Here is a 24,333-nt window from a genome sequence, read left to right on the forward strand (position 1 = left end):
TGCATATCGGACTTATCCCTTCCCCCTCCGAGCGCACTCCGTCGACCTGCAATGATGTCGATTACGGGCGACCGGAGCGCCACTCTCGGACATTCCGGAACCTGCACACCCGAATCCGCGGACATTCCTCCGCCCCGCGGCGTTGACCCTCGCGTGCCCGCACCGTTACTTTCTGAAATCAGAGGTGGAAAGCGCCGCTCCCCCGTGCCCTGGTCGCTCCTTTTCTTCTTCCGTCGACCCGCCCCGGGGAGCGGCGTGCCCTTTTCGCCCTCCGACGGCGTCCCACGAAAAGAGAACACGTGTCATTTCAGGTAGCGGAATTGCGCGGCATCCTCGCCGGTGAGCGCGGACGCGAACTGGAGATCCCCGACGGCGCCCTGGCCCTGGACGGGGCCGCGGAGCGGCTGCACGGCCTGCTCGGACCCGGCCCGCTGCGGCTGGAGTCCTCCGCGTCCGACCCCGAGGCTCTGCACGCCGAGGGCACGGCGGCCACGGCGCTCGGCGCCGAACCGGCCAAAGTGCGGGTGGACTTCGAGCAGACCGGCGGCTCCGTCACCGGGGCCTCGCTGCGCTGCTCGCTCTCCGCCCCCGTACCGACCCCGGCGCTGGCCTCCCTGCTCGGCCTGGCCGACCCGCCGGGCCTGCCCGAGGAGGCGCTGGCCCCGCTGACCGAGGTGGTGGTGGAGAACCGCGACGGCACCACGCTGACCACCGCCGAGGGCGGGCGCGGCCGGATGGCCGTGGTCGAGCGGCACCGGGAGGAGCCCGGCGGCGGCGCCCGGCTGCTCGTCGCCGACGGCCCGGACTCCGACTGGCAGGTGCTCTGCGCCGACCGCCCGTGGTCGGCGGACGAGCTGGCCGAGGCCGCCCGCGCGCTGCGCGCCTCCGGCGGGCCGGCGCCGCGCGCGCCGCTCCCCGCCCGGGTCGGCGAGGGGACCTGGCTGGTGCTGCCCGCCGCCGAGGCCGACGCGGCCGCCGACGGCGCCGCCCCGCCGGCCCCCGAGGTGCTGCCGCTGCGCGCCCGGGTCCGCGCCGAGACCGACCCGGACCGCCGCGACGGGCTGGGCCGCCCGCTGCCCAAGGAGGCCCCGGACCGCCGGTCCCGGGCCCGGCTCCGTGCCAACCGGGCCCGCCGGTTCGCGGTGGCCACCGGCGACGGGTTCACCATCGTGGACCGCACCGCCCGGCGCCCCGCCGCCGCGGGCCGGACCGGTGCGGGCCGGGCCGGAGCGGGCGCCTCGGGCGCGCCTCCGCGCGCCCGGGTGCGCGCGGGCGCGGCCGGGCTGCGGGTCACCGGCCGCCGGCGCACCCTGACCCCGCTCGGCTTCGAGACCCCCGGATACAGCGATGGCGTCGTCTCCATCGCCTACTCCAAGCCGCCGCTGAAGATCTCCGGCGCGCTCACCGCCAAGCCCATGCAGTCCCCGTACAAGCTGCTGTTCGGCGGGGCGATCCAGGTCAACGCCGAGCTGCTGGCCGGGAGCGGCGCGGCGGCGTTCGTGGTGCCCGAGGACGGCACCGAGCCGTCGTTCTTCGCCTACGGCGCGATCGGCGGCAAGAAGGCGATCGGCCCGCCGCCGTTCCAGGTGCGCGGGGTGGCCGCCGGGATGGGCTGGAACAGCCGGATCCGGATCCCCACCGACGCCGCCGAGGTGCCCGGCTTCCCGCTGATCGCCGCGCTGGACGACCCGGGGGCGGTCGACGGCGAGGGCGGCGACCCGGTGGCGGTGCTGAAGAACCTCACCGGCGGCGGCGCGCCGTGGATCACCCCGGCCGAGGGCGAGCTGTGGATCGCCGCCGGGCTGGCGTTCAGCAGCTTCGAGATGCTCAAGGGCGAGGCGGTACTGGCGGTCCAGGCCGGCTCCGACCTCACCCTGTCGCTGCTGGGCCGGGGCGGCATGGCCTTCCCCAAGGACCGCGAGCGCAAGATCGCCAACATCGAGCTGGCGGTCGCCGCGGTGCTCAAGCCGATCTCCGGGGAGCTGGTGCTGACCTCCCAGCTGACCCCGGACTCCTACGTGCTGGATCCCAACTGCAGGATCACCGGCGGCAGCGCGCTGATGGTGTGGTTCGGGAACAACCCCAACGCCGGCGACTTCGTGCTGAGCGTGGGCGGGTTCCACCGCGACTACGAGCGGGACATGCCGGCGCACTACCCGCGGCTGCCCCGGCTCGGCCTGGACTGGGGCGTGGGCTCCTCGGTCAGCATCACCGGCGAGCAGTACTTCGCGATCACCCCGGCGGCCGCGATGGCCGGCGGGAAGCTGGCGGTGCGGTTCCACGCCGGGCCGGTCAAGGCCTGGCTGGACGCGTGGATGGACGCCCTGGTCAAGTGGAGCCCGTTCTACTTCGACGTCGGGATCGGCGTCTACATCGGCGTGCAGGCCAGCGTGAAGCTGCTGTTCGTGCGGGTCACCATCACCGTCGAGGTGGGCGCTGACATCCGGGTGTGGGGGCCGCCCACCGGCGGCGAGGCCAAGATCAAGCTCTGGTTCATCTCCTTCACCATCGGCTTCGGCTCCTCCCGCGACTCCGGCCCCTCGGCGGTGGACTGGCCCGGGTTCCGCAGCATGCTGCCGCCGCCGGAGAACACGGTGCGCGTCATCGCCGGGCAGGGCCTGATGGAGGACCCGCACGACGACGGCGAGCAGGCCCTGGAGCGCGGCCCGGCCTGGCAGGTCTCGGCGGCCGGGTTCACCTTCTCCACCGACTCCGCCGTGCCGCTCCGCGAGCTCTACCTGGACGACGCGAGCGCCCCGGTCTTCTCCGACGAGTCGCTGCGCATCCGCCCGATGGACCGCAGCGGCCTGACCAGCAGCCACCGGGTGACGCTCACCCGCGACAACGACAAGGAGGAGCTGGCCGCCTGGGAGCAGGCCAAGCGCACCGGCGCGGTGCCCACCTCCCTGTTCGGCCAGGGCGACGGCTCCACCCTGCCCGGCAGGGACGGCCACCTGGACCACGACCGGCTGCTCGGCGCGGAGCTCACCTCCCCGCCGGTGCGGCACGGCAACACCACCGGCGACATCTCCGAGGAGGCGCTGGCCTTCACCACCCTGGAGCCGGACGGCCCGCAGCCGCTCGACCCGGGCGCCGACCCGCTGGTGCCGCGCCCGGTGCTCCGCGACGGCGCCATCGCCGCCATCGCCGGGACCATCGCCTCCGCCACCCGCACCCGGCGCGACGCACTGGCCGGGGCCCTGGACGAGCTGGGCGCCGGGACGGGCGAGCGCGACGCCGAGCTGCCCCGCTACGCCGAGGAGGCGGCGACCGCCTTCACCGCCGAGCCGATGACCTCCCCCGCCGGCTGAGAACGAGGCTGAGAGCAACGATGACCGAGACACCCGTGCACACCCGCACGCGCTTCTTCGACCACCGCATCCCGTCGCTGTCCGGCGGCAAGTACGACATCACCGTCACCCAGGGCATCGACGAGATCCCGGAGAGCAGGCCCGACCTGCCGGACGTCCCCCAGCCGTTCGACGTGCGCACCCAGCGCTTCGTCATCGGCGAGGACGACGTGCGCGCCTGCTACCCGGTGCCGGACACCCTGGGCGACTACAAGGGGCTGCTGCCGCACATCACCGTCAACGCCCCCGCGCTGCCCTGGGCCCGCACCCTGCCCGACCGGGAGCGGGAGACCCCGTGGACCGCGCTGCTGGTGTTCCGCGAGGACGAGCTGCCCGAGGACCGCGACGCCCTGGGCGAGGTGGCCATGTGCACCGTCCGCGAGCTGCTGGACGGCGACGCCGGCGGCACCCCGCCCGCCATCGACCCGGACACGGTCTTCGACGACGAGTGGGACCTGGCCTGCGCCACCGTGCTCATCCCCGGCCCGCTGCTGGCGGCGGTGCTGCCGCGCGCCGCCGACGCCGAGCTGCTCGCCCACACCCGGGAGGGCGGCCCGCCCGACGCCACCCACACCCGCTCCGGCTACGAGGACGACCCGCCCCGGGAGGAGGAACTGACCTCGGTGGTGGTGGCCAACCGGTTCCCCGCCCCGGAGGGCCGGCACGTCGCCCACCTCATCTCCCTGGAGGGCCTGGAAGGGTACCTGGACGGCTCGGCGCCCGACGGAGACGTGCGCGCCGTGTCGCTGTGGTCCTGGTCGTTCGAGGCCGAGGACCGGACCACCATCGGCTTCGGCGACGTGGTGGGCAACCTGGCCACCGAGGGGCTGCCCGAAGGCGACCAGCCCGACCTGCTGCTCCGGCTGCGCACCGGCGGGCGGGACGGCTCCTCCGGCGCCGGGGCCGAGGCCCGCGCCCGGCTGGACTCCGGCGCCGCCCCGCTGCCGCACCGGCTGGACTCCGGCGAGCTGAGCTACGCCTTCTACCGCGGCCCGATCGGCGCCGCCCCCGCGCGCAAGCTCCCCGACGAGCTGCCGCCCCGGTTCGACTCGGCCGGGTCCGCCCTGGTCTACCTGGAGGACTACGGGGTCTTCGACGCCACCTACGCGGCCGCGTTCACCCTGGGCCGCACCCTGGCCCTGGCCGACGCCGAGTTCCGCCGCCACCTGCTGGCCTACCGGGCCGCCGCCCGCTCGGCCGCCCGCCGGCTCGCCGCCGACCAGCGGCTCTCCGGGCTCTCCACCGCCCAGACCGCCGAGCTGCTCCGCCCCGGCGCCGCCCGGCGCGCCTTCGACCGGCTGCTCACCGCCTCCGGCGGGGAGTCGTTCGCCGCGGCGGTGGACGGCGCCGGCCCGGAGCTGCGCACCGGCGCCCGGCGCATCCGGACCCGCGCCCGCGGCATGGCGGCGCCGCCCCGGCTGCGCACCGCCGACGTCCGCGCCGGGCTGGCCCGCGCCGAGGTGCGCGGCGCGATCCGCACCGTCGCCGAGACCGAGCTGGAGCCGGTGAAGGCCTGGCTGGACCGGCTGCGGCTGCTGGAGCCGGTGCCCTTCGGCCACCTGGTGCCGTCCTACCGGGACGGCGACGGCGAGGGGATGCTGCCGCCGGAGACCGTCCGGTTCGGGTTCATCGACCCCGGGTGGGTGCGGGCGGCGGTGGACGGCGCGCTCAGCGTCGGCGTCGGCCACGTGCTGGACGCCGCGCTCAACGAGCTGGCCGCCGAGGACGCCGCGGTGCCCGCCTCGGCGGTGCTGGTCCGCTCCGAGCTGGTGCCGAACTGGCCGGACACCGTCTACACCGGCGAGCTCGGCGGCGAGGCGGTGGAGCCGGTGCGCACCGCGCACGTCGGCGAGGACATCGCGGTGTTCCTGTTCGACGAGGTGATCGACGCCTTCCACATCGCCGAGCCGCCGCAGGGCCTGCACTTCGGCATCAGCAGCCGGGGCCAGCTCACCCTGCGCAACCTCGACCCGGACCAGGGCGAGGTCGGCGAGCAGGTGGACCTGTTCCCCGAGGAGACGCACGCCTTCGGCCGGTTCCTGCGCAACCCCTCCGACGCCGAGCACGGCGCCGACGTGCTCGCCGTCGCCGAGGGGGACGACCCGGTGGCCGCGGCGGTCGCCGCCGAGCTCGGCCGCGACGCCCTCACCCCGGCCGAGTTCGCCCTGCAGATGATCAACGCCCCCGAGCTGCAGCGCTTCCTGCGCCCGCAGAACTGAGAAAGGCATTCCGAGCGATGACCGCACGGACCCCGCACACGGCCGCGGCGGACACCCTGGTCGTTCCGATCAAGGTCTCCGCCCTGGCCGTCAACGAGACGGTGCGCGACACCAGCGTCGTCTACCGCGCCCGCCCCAACTACTACCCGGTGGTGCGCGGCGAGGCGCCCGCCGACCCGGCCCCGTTCAGCAACGACACCGACTGGTGGCTCAACTCCGACGTCCCCGGCGTCTACCTGCAGTGGGAGCTGCCCGAGGCGCTCACCCGCGGCCGCCAGGGCCCGGACGGCGAGGTCGGCGACTTCCCGCTGGTGCCCAACCGGTGGCTGGTGGCCCGCTACCGCTTCGCGTCCCGCGAGGTGAAGAGCTGGGTGGTGCAGAGCGACTTCCTGGACGACTGGGACGGCACCGTCTCCTTCCTGGACCCGCACTCCGAGGAGCCGCTGCCGACCAAGATCGGCCGCCGCCACGACCTGGTGAAGGGCTCCCCGTGGCAGGAGCCGGAGGACCCGCGCGAGCCGTTCCTCACCGCGATCGGCCCCGGGCTGCTCGCGTTCTCCGTCTACCAGCCGTTCAACGAGAACGTCTTCTCCATCCACGACCCGCTGGAGGGCATCGACGCGGCCGAGCGGCTCGGCTACTTCGTCGCCGGCTGGTACGCCGACCCCGGCTCCGACATCCTGGCCGACGAGAGCGCCGACTACGCCGACCTGCTGGACCGGCTGGAGTGGCGGGCCCCCGCCGGGGCGGGCGAACGCCGCCGCTCGCTCTACACCGGCACCGTGCTGGGCGTCGACTGGAAGCCCAGCACCGACTACGACCACGACGCCATTCCGGACCGGCGCGACGTGGCGGTGGCGGTGGGCAACAGCACCGCCGAGGCCGAGGGCGCCCTGGTGCAGCAGGCCGGCGGCGCCTCCGCGATGAGCGAGGCCGACGCCGACCTGTTCCGTGCGTTCCTCTTCGACACCCTGGACGACATGGACCGGCCCGAGGGGCGGGCGCTGCTGGACCAGGCCGCGCACCGCTCCGGGTTCGGCCGCGGCCCCGGCGGCTACACCTGGCAGGTGGTGGGCCGCGGGAACGCCGGCGAGGCCCCGGCCGAGACCGGCGCCGCGCGCGCCCGGCGGCTCCGCGCCGAGCACGACGTCATCGGCGAGATGAACCGGCTCCAGGCCGACCACGACCGGATCGAGCGCGACCTGGCCGCCGCCCGGGACCGCCTCTACCAGCTGTGGTTCATGGACAAGGCCGCGATCCGCGACAAGCCCGACGAGTTCACCGACGGCATCGCCGAGCAGCTGGACCCGGAGAACCCGGACGGCGCCGCCGGGCGGGTGAAGAGGCTGATGGCCGAGCTGGCCGAGGCCCGGCGCACCCTGCCCTGGGGCATGGAGCCCGAGGAGCTGGAGTCCCGGGCCGACGGCTACGCCGAGGAGAAGGGCCTGGACCCCTCCCGCAGGCTGGTGCGGGTCCCGGAGACCGAGTACGACCACTCGGCCGACCCGGTGGTGCTGCTCCAGGGCGCCGGCCTGCACGCCCCGCTGAGCCGGGACTCCTACCTGCCGTGCCGCACCCCCGACCAGGCGGTCACCAGGGTCGCCGACGGCGGCCAGAACACCGACGCCGCCGGCGTCCGCCAAGAGGTGGACCAGATCGAACTGGCCGGCCTGCCCGCCGCGCTGGACCCGCTGGCCGCCGAGTTCTTCGTGCTGGAGCGCTCCCGGGCGCGCGGCATGGGCCTGGCGGACCACGAGGGCAGGCTGCCCGAGTACGGCACCGAGGACTGGACGCAGGCCTGGCAGCCGCTCATGCTGCACTGGAGCGTCCGCTACCACCACACCCCGTTCCAGCAGGACGGGCAGGACCGGTGGGAGTTCCGCAACGGCGTCTACAAGTGGAAGGGCGGCGAGCGGGAGACCGGCTACAAGGAGATCGCCGGCAAGCAGTACCTGATGCCCAGCGCCGGGGCCGACCTGGAGGGGCGGATCGCCGGGTACGCCCGCGACCGCGGCGACCTCGACCCGGAGCTGGTGCGCGGGCTGCGGCAGCGCGCCCAGGAGAGCGACCTGCTCTCCCAGCGGCTGGACGGGTTCTCCGCCCGGCTGGGCCAGCGCCTGGCCGGCGGGCACGTCTCGCCCGGCAGGGAGCAGGACGGCGAGCTCTTCGACCTGATCGGCGACGGCCAGCGGTTCGCCCCCGACCCGGGGAAGATCCCCGGCAAGTTCGAACCGTGGCCGGAGTCGGAGTTCGTGGAGATGCGCTCCGGGCAGATCCTCTTCTCCAGCCTGACCGTCGTGGACCGGTTCGGCCGGGCGGTGCGGCTGGTGCCCGGCGACGACCCGGCGCACTTCATGCCGGACGCGGTCCCCGACGCGATGGTGCCCGAGCACCCGGTGGGCGACTTCGGCGCCGACCGCTACGTCGAGCTGGGTCCGCGGCTGCTCCAGCCGGCCCGGCTCCACTTCGACCTGCTCGCCCCGGACGGCGACGATCCGGTGGACCACCGGCCGGACCAGACGCCGGTCTCCGGGTGGCTGCTGCACAACCGGTTGGACGCCTCACTGGCCTGCTACGCCCCGGACGGCACCGCGCTGGGCGAGCTGCGCACCGCGCTGGATCCGAGCGGGCACCAGGTGGTGGCCTGGCGGCGGCTGCCCGGCTCCCCGATCGAGGAGTTCGACCGCCTGGCCGAGGAGCTGCCGCACCTGCACGCCTTCCTGGAGCCGATCCGGGACAAGGGCCCGGACACCCTGGCCGCGGTGCTGGCCACGGTGGACGAGGCGGTGGCCGGCATCGACCCGGGCGGGGTGCAGGACGGCGGGCCCGGGTTCTTCCTCGGCCGCCCGCTGGCGCTGGTCCGGGCCCGGCTGGACATGCGGCTGGAGGGGCCGCCGCGCTCGGACGTGAGCTGGCTGGTGGCCAACGACCCGCCCAGGCCGGCCACCGAGGCGTTCAGCTGGATCACCCGGCTCGGCGAGCCCGCCCAGGAGGACGACGGGCTGGTGGGCTACGTGCTCAACGGCGACTACGAGCACTTCGAGACGGTGGTGGACCCGATGGGCCCGGCCACCGACTACCTGCGCCCGATCGGCGAGGGCGAGCGGCTCCGGCTCAAGCTCGACCCGGAGCACGCGGCGGAGGTGGCGATGCTGGTCGACCCGCGGGCGGCGGTGCACGCGGTGACCGACGTGCTGCCGGTGCAGGCGCTGCGCATCCCGGACCGGTTCGTCGCGCCGGTGCTGGCGCACATGTCGGTGTCGTTCCGCACCGGCCCGCTGCTGGCCGCCACCGAGGTCCGCGAGGTGGAGGGCGAGTCGGTGGAGTCGATCGTGCTGCCCCGGCCGGCAACGGCCACCGGGACATGGTCCTGGGCCGAGCCGGTCGGCGAGGGCTGGGGAGCCCACCCGATCGACCCGCCGGACCCGGCGGACGAGCCGCCGCTGGACCGGCCGATGATCCGCACCGGGTTCCTGGTGCTGGACGACGCGGTCTCCGCGCGCACGAGCGGCGAGCGGCACTGATCCGCACGGAGCCGCCCGGAGCCGCCCGGTCGGCTCCGGCGCCGCGCTGACCCGGAGGGTTCGGTCCTGAAGGGTCGGACCTGGAGGACCCGCCCCGAGCCGCCCGGGGGCCTCGGGGCGGGCTTCCCTCTTTTCATTTCCTCCCGCAGCAACACCAGGAAAGGCGATCCATGGCGATCCTCAATACGGTGCGCTCCTCTCCCGAGAGCGAGCCGGCGCTGGACTACAAGCTCTACACGACACCGCATCCGATCCGAGTCTCCCCCGAGGGCGCCGAGGAGGGCGGAGCGGTCGACCCCGAGCGGGCGCAACTGGTCTTCGTCGCCGCCAACAACACCAACAAGGGCATCCGGCTCAAGAAGATCTCCCTGCGCATCCCGACCGGTGAACTGGCCGCCCAGCTCGCCCTCTCGCTGGAACGGGCCGAGGCCTCCATCACCCTTGGCTGGCCCAGCAAGATCGACGGCGAATGGGTGGAGTTCGAGACCTCCGACCCCTACGAGGAGATCGCCCTCGGCGGGGGATTCTCCTTCACCGTCGCCGGCGTCCCGGTCAACCACGAGGTCGGCGCCGTCGAACTCGACATCGAAGAGAACCAGTCCACTGGCGCCAACGGCGCCATGACCATCCTCACCGGGAAATTCCCCCGCGACTTCTACCTCGACCACTTCGCCGCCGAGAGCTACGAGATCGACAACGGCGGCACCGTCGTCCTCACCTGGAAGCGCTCCGAAGGGGTGACCACCAAACTCATCCACGGCGGCAACGACCCCGAGGACGTCACCCGGCTGGAGCGCAAGGAGATCAAGGACGTCACGACGACCACGACGTTCTACCTCATCGGCCAGGTCGGCGACGTGGAGATCATGCGCTCGGTCCTGGTCACCGTCCTCAACCCCGACTTGGCCGTCAACAACCTCACCGTCAACGGGGCGGTGAAGGGGGACCTCAGCATCGAGGGGATGCTCTCCGCGAGCGAGGGCGCCACGATCTACAAGGACCTCCGCGTCACCGCAGGCGATGACGAACGGGAGGACCGCCTGCTGTGGGTCGACAAGGACGGAGCCGACTTCCGCGGGAGGGTGCGGCTCAGGAGCGATTCCGCCTATGAGCGCAGCGGCGAACTCGAAGTCTCCGGGACCATCGCGGCGCAGGGCGATGTGACCGTGGCGGCCGGCAAGAAGCTCACCGTCGAGAAAATCGACGATCACGGCGACGGCATCACGCTGGAAGCCGGACTCACCCAGACCTCCGGCGGCATCAGCACCGGCAGCGGCGGGCTCACCGCCAACGGCCCGCTGGACGCCCACGGCTCCGTTACGGCGAACGAAGGCCTGAAGGTCTACAAGGACCTCCGGCTCACCAAGGGGAGCGACGGAGTGGACGACCGCATGCTGTGGGCCGACGAGGACACCGTCGACATCCGCGGAAGGCTGCGCCTGAAGAGCAGCCCCTCCCGCTCCGGCAGCGGGGAACTGGAGGCGGACACGAGCGTCAAGGTCTCCGGAGCCAAGGTCATCTGCTCAGGCAACGGGATCCGGATCCGCAACCAGGGCGCGAACGGCGGAAGCAACCACCTCAACTGCACGACGAGGGACGGGGACGACTGGAGCGACAAGAGCTACGGAAAGGCCTACTGGCGCTCGAACAGCTACGACAGCCACAGCGACCTCAAGATCGAGAAGCTCTGACCGGAACCGGGATCGACCTCCTGAGAGTGGAAGGGCCGCATGAGCGCCGGCAGCGGCCTGGTGGTGCCTCTCCACCGCGTCGGCTTCACGAGGCGGTGAGCAGACCCCTTCTCCCGAATCCGATGCCCTGAGCGTGCGGAAGGTCCCGGTTCGGCCGCAGAGGCCGAACCGGGACCTCCCGCCGAGTCCGCTCAGCCGATGAGGCCGAGGAGGTGGGCGGCGAGCAGCAGGCCCAGGATGGTGCAGGTGTAGGGCACCGTCTCGCAGCCGGTGAAGCGCGGGCCGGTCCACCGGCGCGGGCGCCGGGTGCGCCGGAGCCGCTGCCGATCGCGGCCTGTCCGGGGGCGGCCTGTCCGGGGGCGGCCGGCGGGGGCCGGGCGGGACCGGCGGACTGCGGGCGCGGCGGCGGTCGGCCGGACCGCGTCGCGGGCCTCGGGGGCGAGTTCGGTTCTCACCTGGGAGAGCCACGGCGGGAGGGCGCCGCGCTCGGCCGGGCCGGGCGCCGGAGGTGCCAGGGAGGGGCGCCGGTCGGTGCGCTGCGGCGGGGCGGGGTCGGCGTAGCGGCGGGGGCGGCCGAACCGCTGCCCTCTCGGGGCGGCCGGCACCGCGCGGACGTGCCGGTGGGGCGCGGCGGGGGCGGCCGGGGTGTTCGTTGCGGGGTTCGTCTTCGCGGACGGGTCCATCGTTGTGCTTCTTCCTGCCCGGCAGGGCATAGAAGTGGTGGTCACGGGAGCGAGGGGCGGCAAGGAGAGAAGGGCTCCGCGAAGCTCGCGGAGATGCGGAGATGGGGAGTAGGGGCCGCAGCCGCCCGCCCTCTTCCCTGCGGCGGGGGTTCCCCCTTCGGTCCGGTGCCGCCCCCTCGAAACGCGGCGCCGGCCGTTACCGCCCGCCGGTGTTCTCCCCGGGCGGCCGCGGCGTCTGAGTCGTCCGCCGGTTCAGCGGGCGAAGATGTAGTGCTCCAGGCCCGCCGGGACGCCGTCCGGGTCGACGGGGAAGTCGGCCCACACGCGCAGCCCGAGGTTGAGGCCGGGGTGCGGCAGGACGTGCAGGTAGCCCCATTCGGCCGCGCAGGCGGTGACGAGGAGGAGGCCGCGCTGGCCTTCGGCGGTGGCCCAGTCGTGTTCGCTGCGGTGGTCGGGGACGGCGGGGCGGCGCTGCGTCCAGCCGCCGTCGGTGACCTCCAGGCGCAGGGTGTCGGGGCGGAGCAGGCAGAGGCGGCGCACGACCTCGCCGCCGGGCTCGCCGGAGGCGGTGTAGGCGACGGCGTTGGCGAAGAGTTCGGAGCAGCAGAGTTGGAGGGTGTCCACGGCGTCGTCGGGGAACCCGGCGAGGTCGCGGCGGATGTGCGCGCGGACCCGGGACGCCTGGGCGAGCGAGCCGGGATAGATGCGCGGCTCCCAGCGTGTGGAGTGGAAGCGGCCAACCTGAGACTCAACGGACATTCTACCCTCCGAGTGGCGAGTCAGCGTTGAACATCGAGACTGTTTTCTACGCTCAACTTTCACCACACCCACAATGACCTGCGCTACAAGTTCAACCGCCCAGTCGTTTCTTGTCGAAGAGGGTTGCTTGGCGTTGCAGCTTTGTTGAATAATCGTTGACATGGTTGAACGCCTGAAGGCCAACTGGGTGAAGTTCGGACGAGAGCTCCGCCACTGGCGCCTGCACGCTGGGCTGTCCCAAGGTCAGCTCGGCAAGAGACTCTCCATGACCCACGCGATGATCAGTGCAATCGAGCGGGGCACCCGGGGGGCCAAACCGGAATACGTGGCGCAGTTCGACCGCATCCTTTCAACCAACGGGGCTCTGAGCCGCCTATGGGAGACTCTCCACAAGAAGGGCGGCTATCCCACCTGGCTCCAGGACATCGTGGACTTCGAGCAGAAGGCGACCGAGATCTGGGAGTACCATCCTGTCCTTGTCCCAGGGCTTCTCCAGACGCCCGGGTACACCCGGGCCCTAGCTCTCGCCGGCCGCCCCTCCCGCACACCTGAGGAAGTGGACGAGATAGTCGAGGGGAGGAGGCTGCGACAAGAAATCCTCATCGAGCAACGGCGCCCCTCGCCTCGCTTGCTCGCCGTCTTGGATGAAACAGTGATACGGCGCCCGGTGGGAGGAGCGTCCGTCATGAAGGAACAGCTGAAGCACCTTCTGGAGGTCTCCGACTCCCCCAGGATGACGATCCAGATCGTTCCTTTCTCAACTGAACAGCACCCGGGCCTGACTGGCTCCTTCCGCCTCCTCCGCACCGACGACGGCAGCAACGTGCTGTATCTGGAGCATGCACAGTCAGGCATCGTGATCGACGACCTTGCGGAAATCCAGGAGTTCAGCGAACGCTACGCTGACCTGCGCGGCGTGGCGCTACCCCCTTCTGAATCACGCAGGCTGATCAATGAAGTACGAGGAGAACTCCGATGAGCGGCAACACCTTCGCCTGGCGCACTTCCAGCTACAGCACAGACCGCGGAGAGTGCGTCGAGGTCGCTGATCTCCCTGCGGACTCGACGTTCCGGAAGTCCAGCTACAGCCAAGCCAAGTCGCAGGACTGCGTGGAAGTCGCCGATGCCCCCCGCAGGAGCGCCGTCCGCGACACCAAGCATCGGGACCTCGGGGCGCTCGCCTTCCCCTCCCCCGAGTGGCAGGCCTTCCTCGACGCCGCCAAGCGCGGCGCCTTCTGACCCTCCCCGCCCGACCCCACGATGAGAGGGCGGCCGCCCCGATCCCCGAGGAGGCGGCCGCCCGTCCGTCAGCGGCGGGGAACCTCTGCCGCTGGACGCTCTCGAACTTGAAGGTGAACCCTTCCGGCCTGCCGTACCGCTCTCGGCGGTGTCCGGCCGGTCCGGCTCCCACTTGAGTGCCCGCCTCAGAGAGCGGCGAAGCAACCTGGTGGCCAGGTTCGATCACCGGCCACCGCTCCACCGGCCCCGAGGGTCCTCCCCCTGTACGAAGGGTCACCGTCGAACCACCATCGTTTTCCGGACTCCCCGCTCCCAGGAGGTTCCGTTGGGAAGGCACGAGAAGTGACTTCCGCCCCTGGCCGGGTCACCTTGAAGCACCGCTGCCCCGCCGGAGAGGGCGGCTGGCCCTTTGCCCTGAAGCCCGCTGAGAGGGTCGAAGCGTTTCACGCCGGCCAGTTGACCGGCCCCGCAGAGGAAGAGAGGCTTGGGGCGCGCAAACCGGCGCAAGGGCCTCACCCCCGGAGGACGACATGCGGCTGCGGTTTCTCACCATCGACCCCGACACCGGCGGCGACCACTGCCCGGCCTTCTTCATCGACGAAGACACCGGCGACCTCGTCTTCCAGGGCGAGGCGGTGACCGACCGCAGCGACTTGGACCAGATCGAGGCGCACAGCCGGATGGCCGGGGCCGAGACCGCCGTGCGCCTGCCCGCCCGCATGGCCCACCGCATCCTGGAGGCGCTCGATGGCATCGATCCCCCCGTTCGCTGAACTGATCGCCGATACCCACCGCACCGCCCTGCACCTGGAGATGCGCGACGCCTACACCCCCGGCGACCCGGTGTTCAGGGAGTGGGCGGCCGGCCGCCCCATCCCCGAGCCCGCCTACCCATCCTGGTACGGGCTGGTACGCGAGCACACCGCGCGCGGGGTGGCCTTCCGCCGGGCCCGGATCGTCTCCGAGCCGCTGTCGCGCTTCACCTCCTTCGAATACGACATCACCGCCGGACTGAACGCCGCCGCCGGGGAGCAGGTGCGCTGGCTGCCCCGGCGCCGGGCCGCCGGCATCGCCCTGCCCGCCCACGACTTCTGGCTGTTCGACGGGAAGCTGCTGCGCATCCACCACTTCGACGGCGAGGGCGAGATCGTCGAGGACGAGCTGTCGGCCGATCCGGACCTGGTCAAGCTGTGCGGCGAGGCGTTCGCCGCGGTGTGGGAGCGCGCCGTCCCGCACCGGGAGTACCGGCCGCTGCGCTGAGGGACACCGCCCGTTCAGATGACCAGGTCACCCTCCTCCAGCGCCCAGCGCGCCCGCGAAGAAGTCGCGGCCCGGCTGCGCGAACTGCGGCTGGACGCCGGCCTGAGCGGCCGGGCGCTGTCCAGGCGCGCCGGGTGGCACGAGTCGAAGACCTCCCGGATCGAATCGGGCAAGCAGGCCGCCGCGGACGCCGACGTCACCGCCTGGTGCCGGGTGTGCGGGGCCGAGGGACAGGCGGGCGACCTGATCGCGGCCTCCCGGGCCGCCGATTCGATGTACATGGAGTGGAGGCGGCTGCACCGCAGCGGGATGCGCCGGGCCCAGACCTCGCGCGTCCCGCTGTATGAGTCCACCGGCCTGATGCGGGTCTACACCTGCACCGTCATGCCCGGCCTGGTCCAGACCCCGGCCTATGCGACCGCGCTGATGGGCGCGATCACGGCATTCCAGAAGACCCCCGATGACGTGGCCGAGGCGGTCGCGGCGCGCATGGAGCGCAACCGGGTGCTGCACCGGGGCGGGCACCGCTTCGCCCTGGTGCTGGAGGAGTCGGTACTGCACCAGCGGATCGGCGACGCCGAGGCGATGGCCGGCCAGCTGGGGCACCTGCTGTCGGTGATGTCGCTGCCCTCGGTCTCTTTGGGCGTCATCCCGCACACCGCCCGGGGCCGGGGGGTGTGGCCGCTGGAGACCTTCACCGTCTTCGATTCCTCCCGGGTACACGTGGAGCTGCTGTCGGCGCAGGTCACGGTCACCGCGCCGGGGGAGGTCGGGCTCTATGAGCGGGCGTTCGCCGAGCAGGCGCGGGCGGCGGTGTTCGGCCGGGCCGCGCGCCGGGTGATCGCGGCCGCGCTCGACGCCCTCGAATAGTGCGCAAGTCCGCGCAAGTTCGTGGCCGGGCGGGGCGGCGGCTGCGTAGCGTCACGGCATGGAAACGCCTCCCCGCTACCCGCCCGATCCGACCGAGCCCTGCGGTGCCTGGCCCGTCCTGCCGGACGGGTCCCGGCCCCGCGGAGCGCTGCCCTGCGCGCAGCCCTCCGACCACGGCGGGTGGCACGAGTCGGTGCTCTGCGACCGCTGGGCGCCGGATTCCGGGAGCGATCACCGGGCTCTACCCGGGCGCGCGCCGGCGGGCACCGCCTCCGGCACCCGTTTCCCCTCGTCCCCCTGTCCCCTTCACTGAAGGAGTTCTCCTCCGATGACCGCACCCGCCATCGCCCCCGCCCGGGGCCGCGACCTCATCGATCCCGTCCTGTTCGACCGGCTGGCCGCCGACGTCTGCCGGGACCACGGCCACCCGGCCGAGCTGTCCGAGCGCATCGTGGACCAGGCCCTGGCCTTCCTGGCGGCCTGCGCCGGAACCGCCGAGCCCATCGGCCCCTCGGCGCTGGTGGACCTGGGCTGGCACGCCTTCATCCTGCGCACCGAGGCATACCGGGCCTTCTGCGAGCGCGTGGCCGACCGGATGATCGACCACTGCCCCATCGACCCCGACGCCACGCACGCCTCCGGGGCCGAAACCCACGCTCTGCTGGAGCGTTCGATCGCAGCGGTGCGCGCCACCGGCCTGCACTACGATCCCGCGCTGTGGGCGTGCGCCGCCTCCTGCGATGACAGCGACAAGGGCGGACCGGGCAGCGGCACCGGGAACTGCTCGCAGTGCCACCAGGGCTGCACCGATTCCACCGCCAAGTAGAAGGGGCGCTCGTGGAGCGTTTCCAGTGGGAGGACCTGCCCGACACCTCGCAGCGGGCGTTCACCGCCCGCTTCGGGCGGGTCCTGCACACCCGCGGCGCCCCGCCGGGCTTGAGCCCCGGCGTCGCCGCCCGCATCACCGCCGCCGGCGGGCCGGTCTTCCTCAAGGCCGTCCCGGTGCGCTCCCCGGCCGCAGGCGACTACCGGCGCGAGCGCGAGGTGGTGCCGACCCTTCCGGCGGGGGTGCCGGCGGCGCGGCTGCTGTGGGACCACGAGGACGACCGCTGGCTGCTGCTGGCCTTCGCCTGCATCGATGCCCGCCCCGCCGATCTGTCGCCGGGCGGGGACGCCGGGGCGGTAATGGGGTCGCTGGCCGGGATGGGGCCGCTGCTGGAGGTGTGCCCGGTGCCCGGCCTCCGGCCGATCGCCGCCAAGATCGGCTCCTTCGCTGAACGCGCCCGCGCCCTTTTGGCCGACCCGCCCGCCGAGCTCGCCGACGCCGCAGTGCATGAGAAGGCGCTGGAGGAGATGGACCTCTCCGATTTCTCCGGGTCGGCGCTGGTCCACGCCGACCCCCATCCCGGCAACATCCTGGTGGCGGTGGACGGACGGGTGGTGTGGGTGGACTGGGCGCTTTCGGCGCGAGCCGCACCGTGGGTCGACGCCGCGCTGCTGGTACCCCGCCTGATCGCCGCCGGATGGCCACCGGCCGAAGCCGAGGCCTGGGCGGCCCGCCACCCCGCCTGGGCAAAAGCGCCGGCGCCGGCGCTGACCGGGCTGGCCTCGGTGCGTGCCCTGTTCAGCCTGGAGCGGGCGCTGCACGGCCCGGCCCGCCTCGCCGGAGGAAGGCGGAAGGCGGTGGAGCCGCTGCTGGCCTGGTTCCACCACCGCCTCGCACGCACAAAGCCGCACGGTCCCGGCTCCGGCACCGGAGAGCACCGGCCGAGCCGATCCGGCCGCTCCGGGAGACCGCCGCGAATACCGCCGGGATGATCTCGAAACCCCACGCGCGCACATTCCGCGACGACTAATGTCCTTAGCGTGACGAGCCCGCTTCGCGGGATCCTCCCGGGCCCTCCCCGCCTTCCTCCCGGTGCCGGTCCTGCGCCGGCGGGCGGTCAGGAGAACGCGTGCACACCGCCACCCGCCCGCACCCCGCGAAACGGTCTCCCGGTCTCTTCCGGAAGGGAACCCTCTTGCCGATCATCGACACGGTGCGCTCCTCCCCTGAGAGCGCGCCCGCGCTGGATTACAAGCTCTACACGACACCGCACCCGATCCGGGTCTCCTCCGAAGGCGCGGAGGAGGGCGGCAGTTCGGAGATCGAGCCGGAGCGGGCGCAGCTGGTCTTCGTCGCCGCCAACAACACCAACAGGGGAATCCGGCTCAAGAAGATCGCGCTGCGCATCCCGGTCGGCGAACTGGCAGCCCAACTCGCCCTCTCCCTGGAGCGGGCCGACGCCTCCATCACCCTCGGCTGGCCCTCGTCCGTCAGCGGCGAATGGGTGGAGTTCGAGACCGGTGACCCCTACGAGGAGATCGCCCCCGGCGGGGGATTCTCCTTCACCGTCGCCAACGTCCCGGTCAACCACCGGGTCGGCGCCGTCGAACTGGATATCGAGGAGAACCAGGCCACCGGCGCCCACGGCGCCATGACCATCCTCACCGGCAAGTTCCCCCGCGACTTCTACCTCGACCACTTCGCCGCCGACAAATACGAGATCGACAACGGCGGCACCGTGGTGCTCACCTGGAAGCGCTCCGAAGGGGTGACCACCAAGCTCATCCACGGCGGCAACCCGCCCGAGGACGTGAGCGACCGGGAGCGCGAGGAGGTCAAGAACGTCAAGACGACCACGACGTTCTACCTCATCGGCCAGGTCGGCGACGTGGAGATCATGCGCTCGGTCCTGGTCACCGTTCTCAACCCCGACATGGTGGTCAACAAGCTCACCGTCAACAGCGAGCTGATCGTGAAGAACAGCGACGGCTCCGTCAACCTCTTCCACATCAGCGAGGGCAACGGCTTCGGAGTACGGGCACCGGTCAAGATCCACGACAGTCTCACCGTCGACGAGACCTCCACCCTCAAGGGCGCCGTCTCGGCCCATGCCGCCCTGGAGGCCCACGAGGGGGCCAAGGTCTACAAGGACCTCCGATTCACCAAGGGGAACGACACCGAGAACGACCGGCTGCTGTGGGCTGACAACGCCGGCGTCGACGTACGGGGGAAGCTGCGCCTGAAAGAGAGCTCTTCCTACTCCGGTAGCGGTGCTCTGGAGGTGGCCGGCAAATTCTCCGTCGGCGACTTCCTCGCCGCCGACCCGTCGGACGCCTCCTACGGCACCGCCCCCGGCCGCTTCCAGGCAGGTTCCCTCGTGGCCCGGCCCGGGGACATCCTCGTCCTCGACCAGTTCGCGGTGAGGTCCAGCGGGAACTCGACCTATTTCGAGGCCAACGAGAACGGCGTCAACATCAACACGATCGCCAGCCTCATCAAGGGCCGCCGCGACCGCGGCTGGGGGCAGAACGGCGCCCCCACCTCCGCACGCCCCTTCAAGGCCGTCGCCCGGACCGATGGCATCCTCCACGCCCAGGTCAACATGTTCGACTGGACGAGCAAGAACGAGAACCAGGGCTACAAGGCGACCCTGGAACTCAAGGTCGACGGAACCTGGATCCCCGTCCAGGAGGCGATGCTCCGCCAGACCGGGGCCAACGGCCGCAGGAACTCCGTCACCGTCCCCGTGCGCAAGGGGCAGGAGATCTCGCTCCACGTCACCGTCGACGGCAGTACCTGGTACTCGAGGATCGCCGCCTACATCAAATGGTTCCCGTTCGGCTCCAACCTCGACCTCCAGGTCACCCAGTCCGCCGGCGCCGTGCTGGGGCTCACCGACGAAGCGGGCGACGAGGTCCCCGTCGAGCAGGCCGCCATGGACGGCCAGGCGGAGGGCTAGTATCCGGCGCCGCCTGCCTTCCTCCGGCCGGACCGAGGGATCCTCCCGGACATCGCCGAGAGGATCCCGAAACCCCGCACGCACACGCTCGGCGACGATTAATGTCCTCAGTGTGACGAGTCCGCTTCGCGGGACCGTTCCGGGCCCTCCCCGCCTTCCCGCCGGTCCCGGCGGCCGGCGGGCGACCGGGGCGGATCGTGTGCACACCGCCCCCAGCCCGCGCCCCGCGAAGCGGTCTCCCGGTCTCTTCCGGAAGGGAACCCCTCTTGCCCATCATCAACACGGTGCGCCCCTCGTCCGAAGGCGAACCCGAGCTGGACTACACGCTCTACACGACACCGCATCCGATCCGGGTCTCCCCCGAGGGCGCCGAGGAGGGCGGAGCGGTCGACCCCGAGCGGGCGCAACTGGTCTTCGTCGCCGCCAACAACACCAACAAGGGCGTCCGGCTCAAGAAGATCTCCCTGCGCATCCCGGTCGGCGAACTGGCCGCCCAGCTCGCCCTCACCCTGGACCGGGCCGAGGCCTCCATCACCCTGGGCTGGCCGAGCAAGGTCGACGGCGAATGGGTGGAGTTCGAGACCGACCAGCCCCACGAGGAGATCGCCCCGGGCGGGGGGTTCTCCTTCACCGTCGCCGGCGTCCCGGTCAACCACGAGGTCGGCGCCGTCGAGATCGACGTCGAGGAGAGCCAGGCCACCGGGGCCCACGGCGCTGTGACCTTCCTGACCGGGAAGTTCCCGCGCGACTTCTACCTCGACCGCTTCGCCGCCGAGAGCTACGAGATCGACAACGGCGGCACGGTGGTGCTCACCTGGAAGCGCTCGGAGGGGGTGACCACCAGGCTGCTCCACGGCGGCAACCCGCCCGAGGACGTCACCCGGCTGGAGCGCAAAGAGGTCAAGAACGTCACGACGACCACGACGTTCTACCTCATCGGCCAGGTCGGCGATGTCGAACTCATGCGATCGGTCCTGGTCACCGTCCTCAACCCCGACATGGTCGTCAACAAACTCACCGTCAACGGCCCGCTGGAGGCCAAGGACAACGTCACCGTGGCGGCAGGGAAGAGCCTCACCCTCAACGGCCCCCTGGAGGCCAAAGACCACGTCACCGTGGCGGCCGGCAAGAACCTCGCCGTCGAGAACATCAGCGGCCTCGACAAAGGGATCACACTAACGAGCCATCTCAGCCAGACTTCCGGCAGCTTCTCCACCCAAGGGGCCATCACCGCCAAGGAAAGCGTCTATATGCACGGCGACCTCATCACCGCCTTCTTTGAGGCCACCGAGAACGGCGTTGTAGTACACGGCAAGGCCGAATTCAACGAGGACGTCACCATCGATCGGCAGAAGAAGCTCACCGTCGGCCGCATCGGCACCGAGAACCCCGAAGCCGACATGCGGCTGGAGAGCAGCCTCTACCAGGAGAACGGGGGCATCGCGGCCCGCACCTATCTCACCGTGAGCGGGCAGCATGTGCTCCGCAACGGGGACACCGTCCGGATCAAGAACGGCGACAACCACCTGAACGGCACCACCAAGGGCTTCGACAACGACTGGTCGAACAAGGGCGCCATGAACGCCCACTGGAGGCAGAACCCCCACTACGACAGCGCCAGCGACCACAGGCTCGAACGGCAGTAGGGCCCTGCGGAACCACCTTGCCCGAGCCCGGCCCCGGTCAGCGGTGATCCGGCTGACCGGGGCCGGGTGGGACCCCTCGGGCACTTCGGAGAACGGGCCTAGCTCACCGCGTCCTTGAGGGTCTTGCCCGCCTTGAAAACGGGGACCTTCGTCTCGGGGATCTCCATGGCCTCGCCGGTCTTCGGGTTCCGGCCGCTGCGCGCGGAGCGTACGGCGACGGAGAAGGTGCCGAAGCCGATCAGGGTGACGGGATCGCCGTGCTTCAGCGAATCGGAGACCTTCTCGAAGAAGGCGTCCAGCGTCTTTCCGACCTGTACCCTGCTCGTCCCCGTCGATTCGGCGACGCTGTCGATGATGTCGTTCTTGTTCATGGATTCCTTTTCATCGTGCCGCCCAGTGGGTCAGCGCTTCAGGCCGTAGAAGTGGATCGGGGTGTTCGGTTGGAAGCCGATGCGGGGGTAGACGGGCGTCCCCGCCTCGGTGGCGTGCAGGGTGGCGCGGGTGAGGCCGGTGGCGCGGGAGCCCTCGTAGAGGGCCTTGCGGGTGACCGCCTCGCCGTAGCCCCGGCGCTCCCATTCGGGGTCCGTGGCGACCAGGACGGTGAAGAGGCGGCCGTCCGCCTCCATCGTCGCGGCGGAGGTCACCGGGGTGCCGTCGCGCAGGCCGAGGTAGGCGTGCACCCCGCTCTTCCAGAGCGCGGACCCGCCGATCCCGTCGCGGCCGGCCTCGATCGGGAAGCCGTAGGCGCGCGAGTTGATGTCGGCGTAGGCCTCCAGGTGCCCGTCGGTGGCGACCCGGACGAACTCCAGCTCCGGGTGGGCGGGCTCGGGGATCGGGAACAGGTCCCCGGCCATCCCGGTGCCGGGGAAGGCGTGTTCGAGCCCGGCGTTCTCGGCCGCGGCGCGCAGCCGCGCGCGGGCCCCCTCTTCGAGCAGGTCCTCGAAGAGCCAGAGGAACCCGGGGTGGTCCTTGGCGCGCATGATGTCGGCCGCCTGTCCCAGGCGCTTCTCCAGGAGCGCCGCGTCCGCGCCGATGTCGGTCAGGGTGACGCAGTTCCAGAAGGGGAACAGGGAGTCGGCCCAGCGGACGGCGATGCCCGGCAGGTCCCGCACGTCGGCGCCCGCGGTGCGGTCGAGCACCAGAGTGCGCCAGCCGGCGGTGAGCTGCCCCAGCGATTCGATCGACTCCGCGCTGTATGCCATCAGGTCCTTCCCGGTGGTGGAATCGCGGTCGGCCCGCCCGGTGGCGCGCCGCTCCGCCCTGCCGCCGCCCGCCGGGGAGGCGGGCGGCCGCCCCCATCCTGCTCCGCTCCGGGCCGCTCCGCCCGCCGTTTCACCAGATCTCCGCCGACTCGGGGCCGACGGGTTCCACCGGTTCCCGTTTCCGCAGGTCTTCGACGTGGCAGGAGTGGAACGAGGCGGCGATTCGGGGGACCGGAAACGGTCCCGGCGCCGCCACCGAACGGGACCATGGGGTGTCCGCGTGAACACCGAGGGTAGTTACCTCTCTGGTTCCGACCTTCGATCGCCGAGGAGGAAACAGGAGATGGCCGAGAAGAAGCCGCCGGTGCCGGTGTCCGACCTCGCCGAAGAGGACCGGGGGCTGCTCGCCGTGGAGGAGCGGCACGGGACGCCGGTGCTCCGGCTGAGCGGCGGCCCGTTCGTCCCCGAGCAGATCACGGTGGTGGACCGGGAGGGCGTGCCGCTGGCCTCGTACCGGCTGGCCCCGGCCCCGAAGCAGCGGTCGTACGAACCCCCCGCGTGGGTGCACCTGGGCGACTCCCATACCGCCGGGGTCTTCGTCGGCCACTCCGATTCCTCGGGTGAGGCGCCGGAGCGGGTCGCGGACCTCCGCCCCGAGGCCACCAGGGGCAGGCCCGACTGATCCCCGCCGCCCCCGTCAGTCCTCGCGGGCGGTGGGGGCGGCGACGGCCGTCAGCTCGGCGTTGCGGCGGGTCTTGGCCCAGCCGTTGCGGCCGCGCGCGATGCGGTACAGCGCGCGCAGCGAGACCGGGATCAGGTGGTAGGCATAGAGCCACAGGCCCACCCCCCACGCCAGGCCGTGCCACCAGGACGCGCCGGGGTAGCGGTGGACCCGGTAGCGCAGGCCCCAGAGCACGATGGGGACCGCCGACAGCAGCAGGATCGCCAGGCCCAGCAGCGTGATCCGGCCGAAGTCGTACCCCGACAGCTGCGGGTCGTCGTAGGGGCCGAAGGCCATCGTCACGGCCGTCGCCACCGCGATGATCGCCAGCACCGCCGCCACCAGCGGCTGGGTGAAGGTGTACATGGTCTCCAGGTGCCCGGTGAACGGGATGCGCGGCGAGCGGGCCAGGCGGTAGGAGTAGCGCAGGCACTGCAGGTTGCCCTGGGCCCACCGGGTGCGCTGGGTGAGGAACCGGCGCGTGGTGACCAGGCCCTCCTGGGAGACGTGGGTGCTCTCGACGTGGATCACCTTGATCCCGGCCAGGTGCATCTCCAGGCCGCACACGTAGTCCTCGAGCAGCGCGTGCGGCGGCCACGGGGCCCCGTCCTCCCCGGCGATCTCGTCCAGCGCGCTGAGCCTGCCGAACTGGCCGTTGCCGCCCAGCCCGACCGACTTCGTGCGCTCGCGCAGCAGCTGCATGCCGTTGTTGATCGCGGAGAACTCCACGTCCTGCATGCGCGCCAGCCAGTGGGCGTAGGCGTTGGCCAGGGTGCCCTGGCCGACCAGCGGCCGGGCGTCCCCGGCGTTGCGCATCCGCACGCCGACCTGGGCCGCACCCAGTTCGGGGTCGCCGAAGGCGCGCGGCGAGGCGAGCAGCTCCAGCGCGCCGGGCTCCAGGTCGCCGTCGGCGTCGATCACGCAGGTGATGTGGCGGGTCCGGTCGGCGTCCTCGGGCAGCCAGGCGTTGAGCCTCCGGTAGGCGGCGTTGAGCGCGGCGCCCTTGCCGACGCGCGCGTCGGGGCGGCGGCGGGTGAGCCGGTGCACCCTGTCGTCCCGGGCGGCGCGCTCGGCGACGATCTCACCGGTGGAGTCGTCGCTGTCGTCGTCGATGACCCACACGTGCGCCTCGGGGAAGCGCTCCCGCAGCCGGGTCATGGTCTCCCCGATGACCACCTCCTCGTCCCGGCAGGGCACCAGGAAGTGCCAGGTGAAGTCGGAGGGGTCGCCCGGGGGCAGCTCGCGGGCGCTCCCGCCGCACTTGTGGTGGAAGTAGTAGGAGGCCGACCAGTAGAGCACGTAGCGGACGGAGACCACCAGGGTGTAGACGAAGACGGCGGTCAGCAGCACCGTCAGCATCAGCGTCGCGTCGAACATGCGGGCC

The 24,333-nt window shown here is 72.1% G+C and carries 18 protein-coding genes and 1 pseudogene; 14 read left to right on the forward strand and 5 right to left on the reverse strand.

Features of this window, described 5'->3' with window-relative positions; genetic code table 11:
- The first annotated feature begins 299 nt into the window (after positions 1 to 299).
- The 4 genes from J0910_RS17585 to J0910_RS17600 all read left to right on the forward strand — a co-directional run bounded on the left by J0910_RS17585 (position 300) and on the right by J0910_RS17600 (position 10,784).
- Entirely contained in the window at positions 300 to 3,311 is a 3,012-nt protein-coding gene (locus J0910_RS17585) for a DUF6603 domain-containing protein (protein ID WP_420159612.1), read from the forward strand.
- 20 nt (positions 3,312 to 3,331) lie between these two features.
- The gene (locus J0910_RS17590) at positions 3,332 to 5,569 is read left to right on the forward strand and encodes a hypothetical protein (protein ID WP_420159613.1); all 2,238 of its coding nucleotides are present in this window, start codon (positions 3,332 to 3,334) and stop codon (positions 5,567 to 5,569) included.
- A 17-nt stretch (positions 5,570 to 5,586) separates the two neighbouring features.
- The gene (locus J0910_RS17595; protein ID WP_420159614.1) at positions 5,587 to 9,093 is read left to right on the forward strand and encodes a hypothetical protein; all 3,507 of its coding nucleotides are present in this window, start codon (positions 5,587 to 5,589) and stop codon (positions 9,091 to 9,093) included.
- A 170-nt stretch (positions 9,094 to 9,263) separates the two neighbouring features.
- The gene (locus J0910_RS17600) at positions 9,264 to 10,784 is read left to right on the forward strand and encodes a hypothetical protein (protein ID WP_420159615.1); all 1,521 of its coding nucleotides are present in this window, start codon (positions 9,264 to 9,266) and stop codon (positions 10,782 to 10,784) included.
- 191 nt (positions 10,785 to 10,975) lie between these two features.
- Here J0910_RS17600 and J0910_RS17605 read toward each other — a convergent pair whose 3' ends face one another.
- Both J0910_RS17605 and J0910_RS17610 read right to left on the reverse strand, forming a co-directional pair.
- Positions 10,976 to 11,467, reverse strand: coding sequence for a hypothetical protein (locus J0910_RS17605; protein ID WP_420159616.1), 492 nt, complete (start codon positions 11,465 to 11,467; stop codon positions 10,976 to 10,978).
- A gap of 252 nt (positions 11,468 to 11,719) precedes the next feature.
- Entirely contained in the window at positions 11,720 to 12,226 is a 507-nt protein-coding gene (locus J0910_RS17610) for an ATP-binding protein (protein ID WP_420159617.1), read from the reverse strand.
- Between the two features lie 160 nt (positions 12,227 to 12,386).
- Here J0910_RS17610 and J0910_RS17615 point away from each other — a divergent pair, with 160 nt between their 5' ends.
- From J0910_RS17615 to J0910_RS17655, 9 genes are all read left to right on the forward strand, one after another.
- Complete coding sequence (locus J0910_RS17615; protein ID WP_420159618.1) at positions 12,387 to 13,205, forward strand: helix-turn-helix domain-containing protein; 819 nt, start codon at positions 12,387 to 12,389, stop codon at positions 13,203 to 13,205.
- Complete coding sequence (locus J0910_RS17620; protein ID WP_420159619.1) at positions 13,202 to 13,465, forward strand: DUF397 domain-containing protein; 264 nt, start codon at positions 13,202 to 13,204, stop codon at positions 13,463 to 13,465. Before J0910_RS17615 ends, J0910_RS17620 begins: the two co-directional genes overlap by 4 nt.
- A 530-nt stretch (positions 13,466 to 13,995) precedes the next feature.
- Entirely contained in the window at positions 13,996 to 14,238 is a 243-nt protein-coding gene (locus J0910_RS17625) for a hypothetical protein (RefSeq protein WP_420159620.1), read from the forward strand.
- A complete protein-coding gene (locus J0910_RS17630; RefSeq protein WP_420159621.1) occupies positions 14,213 to 14,725 on the forward strand; it encodes a DUF6879 family protein in 513 nt (170 codons plus the stop codon). Before J0910_RS17625 ends, J0910_RS17630 begins: the two co-directional genes overlap by 26 nt.
- Positions 14,726 to 14,743: 18 nt before the next feature.
- A complete protein-coding gene (locus J0910_RS17635) occupies positions 14,744 to 15,595 on the forward strand; it encodes a helix-turn-helix domain-containing protein (RefSeq protein ID WP_420159622.1) in 852 nt (283 codons plus the stop codon).
- Positions 15,596 to 15,923: 328 nt separating this feature from the next.
- On the forward strand, positions 15,924 to 16,421 hold the full coding sequence (locus tag J0910_RS17640; RefSeq protein ID WP_420159623.1) for a glycine-rich domain-containing protein: 498 nt from the start codon (positions 15,924 to 15,926) through the stop codon (positions 16,419 to 16,421).
- Positions 16,422 to 16,432: 11 nt separating this feature from the next.
- On the forward strand, positions 16,433 to 17,413 hold the full coding sequence (locus J0910_RS17645; RefSeq protein WP_420159624.1) for a phosphotransferase family protein: 981 nt from the start codon (positions 16,433 to 16,435) through the stop codon (positions 17,411 to 17,413).
- Positions 17,414 to 17,616: 203 nt separating this feature from the next.
- On the forward strand, positions 17,617 to 19,380 hold the full coding sequence (locus tag J0910_RS17650) for a hypothetical protein (RefSeq protein ID WP_420159625.1): 1,764 nt from the start codon (positions 17,617 to 17,619) through the stop codon (positions 19,378 to 19,380).
- Positions 19,381 to 19,646: 266 nt separating this feature from the next.
- Entirely contained in the window at positions 19,647 to 21,026 is a 1,380-nt protein-coding gene (locus tag J0910_RS17655; protein ID WP_420159626.1) for a hypothetical protein, read from the forward strand.
- 98 nt (positions 21,027 to 21,124) lie between these two features.
- On the opposite strand, the pseudogene J0910_RS17660 reads toward J0910_RS17655, so the two are convergent.
- Positions 21,125 to 21,400 (reverse strand): annotated as a pseudogene (locus J0910_RS17660) (HU family DNA-binding protein); the annotation flags it as partial.
- Positions 21,401 to 21,427: 27 nt separating this feature from the next.
- Entirely contained in the window at positions 21,428 to 22,228 is an 801-nt protein-coding gene (locus J0910_RS17665) for a GNAT family N-acetyltransferase (RefSeq protein WP_420159627.1), read from the reverse strand.
- A gap of 343 nt (positions 22,229 to 22,571) precedes the next feature.
- Between J0910_RS17665 and J0910_RS17670 the strand changes: the two genes are divergently transcribed.
- On the forward strand, positions 22,572 to 22,910 hold the full coding sequence (locus J0910_RS17670; protein WP_420159628.1) for a hypothetical protein: 339 nt from the start codon (positions 22,572 to 22,574) through the stop codon (positions 22,908 to 22,910).
- Between the two features lie 15 nt (positions 22,911 to 22,925).
- On the opposite strand, the gene J0910_RS17675 is transcribed toward J0910_RS17670, so the two are convergent.
- On the reverse strand, positions 22,926 to 24,326 hold the full coding sequence (locus J0910_RS17675) for a glycosyltransferase (protein WP_420159629.1): 1,401 nt from the start codon (positions 24,324 to 24,326) through the stop codon (positions 22,926 to 22,928).
- Positions 24,327 to 24,333: the final 7 nt, after the last annotated feature.

It is taken from the genome of Nocardiopsis oceanisediminis (genome assembly GCF_048595525.1).
Lineage (GTDB): Bacteria > Actinomycetota > Actinomycetes > Streptosporangiales > Streptosporangiaceae > Nocardiopsis_A > Nocardiopsis_A oceanisediminis.